This is a genomic window from Nostoc sp. (genome assembly GCF_036917465.1).
Classification (GTDB): domain Bacteria; phylum Cyanobacteriota; class Cyanobacteriia; order Cyanobacteriales; family Nostocaceae; genus Nostoc.
Window position 1 is genome coordinate 57,596 of the sequence record NZ_JBALDL010000073.1, and the last position, 7,241, is coordinate 64,836.

Genomic DNA, 7,241 nt, shown 5'->3' on the forward strand with positions numbered 1-7,241 from the left:
CTGTTTATGAGTATTTGCTCAACAAGCGAACTTAAAAAAGAATTCACGAGTCAGAATTAAGACGTTGCTGGACTCGCTACCGATGCTATCAGGCAGAAGCACAGAAAACATTGCTGAATTCTGACTTATGACTCCTGACTCCTGAATTCTGTTTTAAGAAATTAAACAAGTCTTAAATGTAACATTTATGCCTACTCGCTACAAAATGCAAATATCATTTAATTGTTAACAGTAAATAAGCAATTCCAGATGGAGGAAAGGGTACAAAAAATTCTCGCTCAATGGGGCATCGCCTCACGTCGTGAAGCAGAAGAAATGATTAGGCACTCACGGGTGCAAATCAATGGGGTATTAGCACATTTAGGTCAAAAAGTTGATCCCCAAAAAGATGCGATCGCAATTGATGGAAAAAGTGTATCCGAAAAGCAGCGTCCAGCTTTAATATATCTATTGCTGCACAAACCTGCGGGAGTAGTTTCGACTTGCTACGACCCTCACCGAAGAACAACAGTCCTGGATTTACTACCGAAAGAATTACGCGAGGGTTCAGGGATTCACCCAGTTGGGCGTTTAGATGCAGATTCTACAGGAGCATTAATCCTGACAAATGACGGAAATCTGACATTTGGACTAACTCATCCCCGCCACAGCATTTCCAAAACATATCGTGTTTTGGTCAAAGGACATCCCCCAGAAGCAGTACTGCAAATGTGGCGTGAGGGTGTGGTGTTAGAAGGAAGAAAAACCAGGGCTGCTAAGGTACACCTAATAGAACATCGTGCCGAGCAAAGCTTTTTAGAAATAGTGTTACAGGAGGGAAGAAATCGCCAAATTCGCCGGATAGCTCAACAGTTAGGATACCCAGTAATCAAGCTGCATCGAACTGCTATTGGCCCTATTCAATTACAAACTCCAAAACAACCCTTATTGTCAGAGGGTAAATATCGTTCCCTCAATAATCGTGAGATTCGCTTTTTGCAAGATCAGATAACGCAACCTATTAAAGATTCAGCGGAGTTAAGGAGTGTCAGTAGGCATGAAATGGCTAAGAAAGAAGAAGAATAATCATCAGCCATCACTTTCATTAGAGCAACAACGAACCGAAAAGCTGGCAGAATTGGGCGCTCAACTTTGGGCGTTGCGTCAAGAACAAGGACTATCTCTAGAGCAAGTGGTTGTATTAACCAGAATTCCCCAGCGATTATTGCAAGCGATCGAAGAAGGCAATTTAAACGATCTGCCAGAACCAGTCTATATTCAGGGTTTGATTAGACAATTTGCCGATGCATTAGGCTTGAATGGAGTAGAATTTTCTGGCACTTTTCCGATCGGTTCTGCACAAGTGAACCCCCAAGGGATGGGGAATACTTTACCCATTAATCAACTACGTCCGATTCATCTTTACTTTCTTTACATATTGCTAATTGTATGCTCTGTAAATGGCTTATCTCAGTTATTAAATAACGCGGTACTACAAGCAAGTAATAGCCAAAACCAACCAATAAATCAAAAGTCTATTGTTAAACCAGAACCAATCCAACCAAAAGATTCACTAAAAGTTCAACCGGTGAGCGATCCCCCTAGCGGTGGACAACAGGGACAGGTTGTACAAATTGGTGTCACTTTGAAAGCCTCATCCTGGATTCGCGTAGTAGCCGATGGCAAAACCGAGTTTGAGGGTATTCTCCCAGAGGGAACTCACCGGATTTGGAAAGCTCAAGAGCAACTGACAGTGAAAACTGATAATGCAGGCGGTGTATTGATGAGCGTCAATCAAGAGAAAGCCAAGGAGATGGGAGAACCCGGAAAAGAAGAAGAGGTTAGGATTGCTGCAAAACCTAAGTTTTGAAATTGGGAATTGGGAATTGGGAATTGGGCATTGGGCATTGGGAAGAATGAAGAATGAAGAATATTGTCTAGTCCCTAGTCCCCAGTCCCCAGTCCCCAGTCCCCAGTCCCCAGTCCCCAGTCCCCAGTCCCCAGTCTCCTAATCCTTACTGAGCTTCCGGGGCGCGTCCATTAAGTCTGGTAAGAACTTTTAAGCGATCGCTAAATTCATGTCTCAACGCTTCTGGTTGATAGCGCCACTCCCAGTTCCCCTCAGCAACACTGGGAAAATTCATCCGCGCTTCGTTTCCTAATCCCAAAACATCTTGCAAGGGAATAATCGCTTGGTTGGCTATGGAACTCAAAGCAAGGCGAATTAAATCCCACTGGATGCCTTCAGGACTGATAGAACCTAAATAAAGCCATAAGTTATGCTTTTCGTTGTCGTTAGCTGAATTAAACCAGCCTACAGTTGTATCGTTATCGTGAGTGCCAGTATAAACTACAGCATTTCGCGGGTAATTGAATGGTAAAAACGGATTAGCGGGATCGGAACCAAAGGCAAACTGTAAAACCTTCATCCCAGGAAATTCAAACTTATCTCGCAGCGCTTCTACCTCTGCTGTAATTACTCCCAAATCTTCCGCCAAGACGGGTAGCTTGCCCAACTTCTGCCTAATCGCTTCAAAAAAAGCGTCTCCAGGTGCTTCCACCCATTTACCATTCATCGCAGTTTCTTCGCCTTTGGGTACTGACCAATAAGCCTCGAAGCCTCGGAAGTGGTCAATGCGAATTATATCTACATAATCCAGCATTGCCTCAAAGCGCTGTACCCACCATTTAAAGTCTTGTTTTTGCAATTCCTCCCAGTTATAAACCGGGTTGCCCCACAATTGACCTGTGGCACTAAAGTAATCTGGTGGGACTCCCGCCATTTGAGCGGCTTCTCCAGTCTCTTCATCTAAACAAAAGATATCGGGATGCGCCCACACGTCGGCACTATCATGAGCTACATAGATGGGGATATCGCCGATAATGTCAATACCGCGCATGTTGGCGTAGTCTTTCAGGTCTGACCACTGCCGGAAAAACTCAAATTGGACGAACTTGTAATAAAAAATCTCCCCATTGAGCCGATGCTCTACCTGAGCTAATGCTTCGGGTTCGCGCTTGACAAATTCTGGCTCCCATGTATGCCAGCTTGCATTTTCGTGGGCATCTTTCAGCGCCATAAATAAGGCGTAATTATCTAGCCAATAGGCTTTACTGTCACAAAAACCTGCGAACTCGTTTTTTTGGATGTCTGTAGCATTTGCTTTAAAGTTTTCACAGGCTTTTTTGAGTAGCCCAATCTTAATCGGCACAACCTGTTCAAAGTCTACCTTTTCTACCGGAAATCCTGGTAAATTAGCAAAGTCTTCTTCAGTTAGCAAACCCTCATCTCGCAGTTTGTCTGGGCTGATTAATAGAGGATTTCCTGCCATTGCTGAGTAGCACATATACGGGGAATTACCGTATCCAGTGGGGCCAAGGGGTAAAACTTGCCAATATTGTTGATGGGTCTCTTTAAGAAAATCGATGAAGCGATAGGCTTCTAAGCCTAAATCTCCAACGCCAAATCGACTAGGAAAGGATGTAGGATGCAGCAAAATACCACTGGATCTAGGAAAAGGCATAAGTAACCTGAATTATGAGAGGGAGCAATTGTCTGATGGAGAGACGATGCGATCGCCCAAGGGGCAGTGGCAAAGTCAATCGCATCGAATTTATCACGGAACAGTATTTGCACGGTAAATCAAGTAAACTCGTTTTGATTGTCATTTGTCCTTTGACTAATGACAAAGGATAAATGACCAATGACTAATAAATATGACTTACCGAAATCCTGCACCGACAGTTGATATCATCATTGAACTAGTAGATCGACCTCATCGGCCAATAGTGTTAATTGAAAGACATAATCTTCCTTTAGGTTGGGCTATTCCTGGTGGTTTTGTAGATTATGGGGAAGCTGTGGAAGTGGCGGCGCGGCGGGAAGCTGAGGAAGAAACGGGTTTGCAGGTGGAGTTGGTTGAACAATTACTGGTGTATTCTGACCCTAATCGCGATCCCCGTCAGCATACGATTAGTATTGTGTTTTTAGCAACAGCGAAGGGGGAACCTGTAGCTGGGGATGATGCTAAGGGTGTAGGGATTTTTGAGTATTGGGGTGTGCCTGGTAATTTATGTTTTGACCACGATCGCATTCTGCGCGATTATTGGCAATATCGGCATTATGGGATACGTGCAAGGTTGGGGTAGGAAGGACGAACCGCAGAGGCGCAGAGGGCGCGGAGAGAAGAGGGGAGAGGGACGGACGAACCGCAAAGGACGCAAAGGGCGCTAAGGAAGAAAAGAGAGGAATATCTGTGACACAAAGTTTTTGTGATTATACTGTGTCAGTGGTATTTAAAGGTGCATTATGAATGCTGAGGAACTGTTGGAGAAATATGCCGCAGGACAACGGAACTTTCAGGGAGTAGTACTGAAAAATGTAGACCTCAGAAATACAGACCTGATTGAAATAGACTTATCGAATGCTGACTTGACTGGTGCAAATTTTAAAGGTGCAGATTTAAGTCAGGCAAATCTGACAAAGGCAATAATTAACGGAACCGACTTCAGTAAAGCATCCCTATCATTAGCAAATTTTAGTGAGGTGAATGGTACAGCAATTATTACCGATCGCGGCCATGTAATACAGCCGTCAGCAAACTTCAGTGGTGCAAACTTAAGCAGTGTTAACTTAAGTGGAGCAAATCTAAGTAGTGCAAACTTGAGTCACGCCAACTTAGACAAGGCAAATTTGAGTAATGCAAATTTGAGTAATGCAAAACTGAGAGAAGTGTCCTTAGTAGGAGCAGATTTGAGTAATGCAACACTTAGTAGTGTAGATTTTAGTGAAATTTCCCTAGTAGGAGCGGATTTAAGTCGAGCTAACTTACAGGGCGCAAACTTTCAAAAGGCAAATCTACAGGGTGCTAAACTGCAAGCAGTAAATTTACAGAAATTTAATCTATCAGGCTTAAATCTGGCTGGTTCTGATCTGGCTGGAGCCAATCTTGCACAGGCAAACCTCAGACAATCTTGTCTCCAAAGGGCAAATCTGGAGAGAGTAGTTCTGCAAGGAGCAGATTTGAGAAAGGTAAATTTGAGGGAAACCAATTTGACTAGAGCAGACTTGACTGATGCTGCTACTTATGGGTGGTTAATTGAAGATGCTGACTTCAGTCGTGCAATAATGCCAGATGGAGAAGTCTATAAACCGATCGCAGCTGAAGCAGAAATCGGTAAACAGGAAATATCGTTAAACAAACTAATATCTATGACCCGTAAAGTAATTCATACTGATAACGCACCTGCACCAGTCGGCCCTTATAATCAAGCGATCGCAGCTTCAGGTCAATTTGTCTTCATAGCTGGACAAATTGCCATCGATCCCCGCCTTGGTGATGTCGTCTACACTGATGATGTCAAAAAACAAACTGAGCAGGTATTAGCTAACCTTGAAGCCATCCTCACAGCAGCCGGAGCGACTTTTCAAGATGTGGTAAAAACCACCGTATTTTTAGCTGATATGAATGATTTCGCGGCGGTGAATGCCATTTATGCTAAATATTTCCCCGAAGATACAGCGCCAGCGCGGGCTTGTGTGCAGGTATCACGCTTACCTAAAGATGTGTTGGTAGAAATTGATGCGATCGCAGTAATTAGCGGTTAGTCTCAACATACATCTTCAGATTGAGAGTTTAAGGGAAGGTTAATCTAAAAGGTGGAGCCTTGAGCTATTGGAAATTGAACAACAATCGATGGAAAATGATTTTTCATCAGGCCACTCTGATAAAAAAGGCTCAAGCATTCATGCCTGAGCCTTTTCTAGATTAAACTAAATTATTTAGCTTAGTAGCGACCACCGCCACCGCCACCGCCACCGCTACCGCCACCACGGTTGTAGCCGCCGCCACCACCGCCGCGATTACCCCCACCGAAAGAACCACCTCCACCTCTGTCTTCTCTGGGTTTGGCCTTATTCACTTTAAGGTCACGACCCAGCCATTCAGCACCATCAAGGGCTTCAATGGCTTTGGCTTCTTCGTCTTCTGAACTCATTTCCACGAAAGCAAAGCCGCGTAAACGACCTGTTTCACGGTCAGTAGGTAACTGAACACGCTTTACAGAACCATATTCTGCAAAAACAGTACTCAGCGCATCTTGTGTAACATCATAGGAGAGGTTACCAACGTAAATTGACATTAAATGTCTCCAAAATCATAAGTTTGTAGAGATTTAGATTTCGGAGAGAAGTCTGTAATACCAAAAGGGAAAAGCCTGTCAATACTAAAATCAAACACTGTCGCCGAATTAATTCTCATTTCACTCCCCATTGTTACATGACAACTTACTTTCTAGGGGAAAGCTTTAAAAACTGTTATAAAAAGTTATATTACAAGTTGATAGCTAGGTGCTGGGTAGTTCCAAAACGGGTGAGGCTATAGCTGCTATCTACATCTACCCGATAAACTAGCTCTCTATTCTATTTTCTAAATATTGACCAATCATCAACTGCTCACCAGCACGAGAGATAATAGTCTGCCTGGTGCGATATTGACTGCCAATTAGCTTTAACTCTTCTTCAAATACTGAACCGTTGTATTCAGTTCGCAAACACAGTGTTTTGGGGTTGGAGAAATAATACTGGGCGGTGACTGGTTTAGATATAGCAAAACCGCGATCGCGGTACAAGATATTTCCCTTCACTCCAAATATTGTTGAACCTTGCGATTCTTTCTTTGTCTTGAGCAAATCCGTACTTTCCCAGACAACTGCTGCACCACAAATTAAACTCCCTACATCAGACAAATCGTGCATCTGAGCTAGCTTTTGCAATTCATCACAGCCCTGCTTTAGAAAATTGATTGTAACTATACTCTCTATCTCCTTAGTTTCTCCCTTTGGTAGGGTGTAGTAGCGTCGTTGCGATCGCCATTTACCTGCTGATTCCTGAAAGAATTCAGAAATCTGTGATTCATCAGTGGTTTGTGCAATTTTGAACAAAGATGTCACGCCTTACCTTCCTCACATAATGTAAATATATTTTTGGGAAACAAGTTCATTCTTGATGTTGTTGCTATGGTACTTATCGCCCTGTTAGTTGCCATATTACGCAAAGGGGGTAAGAAGAAATAGTGTTTTCCACTACATTATAGACATAATAAAGTAATAAATCTTTAATATTCTTAATGAAATAGTAAACATCGGTAAAAATTAGTAGCTACGGTAGAGTCAACTGCCCCACCCACGAGGGGATGGGGCTTGTAACTAGGAAATATGATTTCCCGAAACATATGGCATATTGACTGATGCCTGTTCCTCCG

The 7,241-nt window shown here is 43.2% G+C and carries 8 protein-coding genes; 5 read left to right on the forward strand and 3 right to left on the reverse strand.

Annotated features, from left to right (window positions below):
- Positions 1-249 precede the first annotated feature (249 nt).
- Together V7K38_RS17595 and V7K38_RS17600 are read left to right on the forward strand one after the other, a co-directional pair.
- Positions 250-1,065 (forward strand): pseudouridine synthase, encoded by an 816-nt coding sequence (locus tag V7K38_RS17595; protein ID WP_334859664.1) that lies wholly within the window; start codon positions 250-252, stop codon positions 1,063-1,065.
- Positions 1,037-1,849, forward strand: a complete 813-nt coding sequence (locus V7K38_RS17600) for a helix-turn-helix domain-containing protein (protein WP_334859666.1) — start codon at positions 1,037-1,039, stop codon at positions 1,847-1,849. The genes V7K38_RS17595 and V7K38_RS17600 overlap by 29 nt, the downstream gene beginning before the upstream one ends.
- A 145-nt stretch (positions 1,850-1,994) precedes the next feature.
- Here the strand turns inward: V7K38_RS17600 and malQ are convergent, their stop codons facing one another.
- Positions 1,995-3,503, reverse strand: coding sequence for a 4-alpha-glucanotransferase (malQ, locus tag V7K38_RS17605; RefSeq protein ID WP_334859667.1), 1,509 nt, complete (start codon positions 3,501-3,503; stop codon positions 1,995-1,997).
- Positions 3,504-3,538: 35 nt separating this feature from the next.
- Between malQ and V7K38_RS17610 the strand changes: the two genes are divergently transcribed.
- The 3 genes from V7K38_RS17610 (at position 3,539) to V7K38_RS17620 (ending at position 5,587) form a co-directional block, all read left to right on the forward strand.
- On the forward strand, positions 3,539-3,676 hold the full coding sequence (locus V7K38_RS17610) for a hypothetical protein (RefSeq protein ID WP_334859669.1): 138 nt from the start codon (positions 3,539-3,541) through the stop codon (positions 3,674-3,676).
- A gap of 20 nt (positions 3,677-3,696) precedes the next feature.
- On the forward strand, positions 3,697-4,128 hold the full coding sequence (locus V7K38_RS17615; RefSeq protein WP_334859670.1) for an NUDIX hydrolase: 432 nt from the start codon (positions 3,697-3,699) through the stop codon (positions 4,126-4,128).
- A gap of 160 nt (positions 4,129-4,288) precedes the next feature.
- Positions 4,289-5,587 carry a Rid family detoxifying hydrolase gene (locus tag V7K38_RS17620; protein ID WP_334859671.1) on the forward strand — a complete coding sequence of 433 codons (1,299 nt, stop codon included), beginning with the start codon at positions 4,289-4,291 and terminating at the stop codon, positions 5,585-5,587.
- Between the two features lie 179 nt (positions 5,588-5,766).
- Here V7K38_RS17620 and V7K38_RS17625 read toward each other — a convergent pair whose 3' ends face one another.
- Positions 5,767-6,120 (reverse strand): RNA recognition motif domain-containing protein, encoded by a 354-nt coding sequence (locus V7K38_RS17625; protein ID WP_334859673.1) that lies wholly within the window; start codon positions 6,118-6,120, stop codon positions 5,767-5,769.
- A 267-nt stretch (positions 6,121-6,387) separates the two neighbouring features.
- The gene (locus tag V7K38_RS17630) at positions 6,388-6,930 is read right to left on the reverse strand and encodes a phycobiliprotein lyase (RefSeq protein ID WP_334859675.1); all 543 of its coding nucleotides are present in this window, start codon (positions 6,928-6,930) and stop codon (positions 6,388-6,390) included.
- Between the last annotated feature and the right edge of the window lie 311 nt (positions 6,931-7,241).

What these genes read in the sequence shown, in the direction of transcription:
- V7K38_RS17595 (WP_334859664.1), top strand. Translation starts at nt 250, where the DNA reads ATGGAGGAAAGGGTACAAAAAATTCTCGCTCAATGGGGCATCGCCTCA.
- V7K38_RS17600 (WP_334859666.1), top strand. Translation starts at nt 1,037, where the DNA reads ATGAAATGGCTAAGAAAGAAGAAGAATAATCATCAGCCATCACTTTCA.
- malQ (WP_334859667.1), bottom strand. Translation starts at nt 3,503, where the DNA reads ATGCCTTTTCCTAGATCCAGTGGTATTTTGCTGCATCCTACATCCTTT.
- V7K38_RS17610 (WP_334859669.1), top strand. Translation starts at nt 3,539, where the DNA reads ATGGAGAGACGATGCGATCGCCCAAGGGGCAGTGGCAAAGTCAATCGC.
- V7K38_RS17615 (WP_334859670.1), top strand. Translation starts at nt 3,697, where the DNA reads ATGACTTACCGAAATCCTGCACCGACAGTTGATATCATCATTGAACTA.
- V7K38_RS17620 (WP_334859671.1), top strand. Translation starts at nt 4,289, where the DNA reads ATGAATGCTGAGGAACTGTTGGAGAAATATGCCGCAGGACAACGGAAC.
- V7K38_RS17625 (WP_334859673.1), bottom strand. Translation starts at nt 6,120, where the DNA reads ATGTCAATTTACGTTGGTAACCTCTCCTATGATGTTACACAAGATGCG.